2 protein-coding genes are annotated in these 1506 nt (G+C 68.7%); one reads left to right on the top strand and one right to left on the bottom strand.

Annotated elements, in window-relative coordinates:
* On the bottom strand, positions 1–806 hold an 806-nt coding region (locus O0J73_RS22345), incomplete at its 3' end, for a hypothetical protein (RefSeq protein WP_308309673.1).
* 183 nt (positions 807–989) lie between these two features.
* On the opposite strand from O0J73_RS22345, the gene O0J73_RS22350 reads away from it, so the two are divergent.
* Positions 990–1391, top strand: coding sequence for a hypothetical protein (locus O0J73_RS22350; RefSeq protein WP_197565113.1), 402 nt, complete (start codon positions 990–992; stop codon positions 1389–1391).
* Positions 1392–1506 lie beyond the last annotated feature (115 nt).

Raw genomic sequence — 1506 nt, forward strand, 5'->3', positions numbered from 1 at the left:
CCGCCCCCCCCCCCCCAACACCCCGCGCTGGGCGCCAGCTGCCGCGTCCACCCGAACCGCCGCGCGGCCCAGATCTCCAGCGCTACCAGCAGTGCGATGACCAGCAGCGGCAGCAGCAGCCCGAAATACACGCCGGGCATCATGCCGTTGATCTGCGCCTTCACCAGCCGCAGCACGCCACGGGTGTGCAGCAGCTCATCGACGTGCATGGTCAGCGCCTCGCGCACCACCTTGGGCTCCAGGCCGAGCGTGCCAGCCTTGTCCACCAGCGTGTCTTCCACCATGCCGCGCAGCAGGCCTTCGCGCACCTTGCCGATCACCCAGCCGGCGCCGCGCGCCAACGGGCCGTTGCCGAGGCGATCGAGGCCGGGCAGCGGATGCTCGCTCAGATAGGCCGAGGCCACGATATCGGCGACATCGCCCACCGTGCCCTGGCTGCGCAGCGCCTCGCGCATGCGCGGGTCGTCCAGCGAATCGGTGAAGCCTTCGCTCCAGCCTTCCACCAGGGTCTGCAGGTGTGGCTGGAAATGATCGAGCTGCTTGAACAGCGCGCGGTGCGCACCGGCAGTGAAGCCCAGCTGCAGGCCGAAGAAGGCGGTGGCCAGCGGCAGCAGCACCACATAGCTGGCCAGCAGCCAGTGATGCCAGCGCTTGCGCCGCTGCAGCCAACCGCGGCGGTGCAGCCAGCGCCAGCCGAGCACGCCCAGCGCCAGGCCCAGGAGTGTGCCGAGCACACTGCCGCCCAGAAGATCGAGCACGCTCAGGCCTGTCCAGAATTCGTTCAACCAGTACTGCGCGTCCTGCATGGGTCTTCCTTCCGTGGGTGAAACAACAGCCTATTGTAGAGCCGAGCCCACGCTGGGCGGCTGCGCCTTCGGTAGGTGCGGACCAACGGTCCGCACGCTTCCCTGCAATTGCCGGCCAGCGGCCGGCATGACCGAGCTGACAATGCGACAATCGCGCTCCTTTCCTGCAGCAACGAGGCCCACATGGCCAAACTGACCCTGGCCAGCGTGGATGCGCTGCGTACCCGCTTCGCCGATGACGCTGCGTGCGATGCCGCGCTGGCCGCCTTCGCCGACACCGCCGCCGTGCGCGTGCCGCTGCGCGACCTGGTGGAAGCACAGCACCGCTACCTGCAGGCTGAATTCGAAGTGGCACAGGTGGCCGATGTGCTGCGCCGCGACCAGAAGTACGCACCGGTCGGCCGGCCGTCGATCAACATCGTGCAGCTGCGCAAGCAGCAGGCCGCGACCAAGCAGGCCGCGTTGATCGCACGCCAGGTGGTGGCGCAGGCCGCGCAGACCTTCGTGCGCGTGAGCGGGTTGGCGGTGAAGGCCAAGCAGAGCCCGAGCGAGGCGTGTGCGGCGTGGTTGGGCGCGCTGCGCTGAGCGCGCGTGCCCGGTAGTGGCCAACCTTGGTTGGCGTGCACAGAGCCCGCGTGCCAACCAAGGTTGGCACCTACCAGGGCGTGTCCACCCCAATAAAGAAGGCCCGCTTTTCAGC

The sequence above is a fragment of the Stenotrophomonas sp. Sm6012 genome (assembly GCF_030985895.1).
GTDB lineage: Bacteria > Pseudomonadota > Gammaproteobacteria > Xanthomonadales > Xanthomonadaceae > Stenotrophomonas > Stenotrophomonas forensis.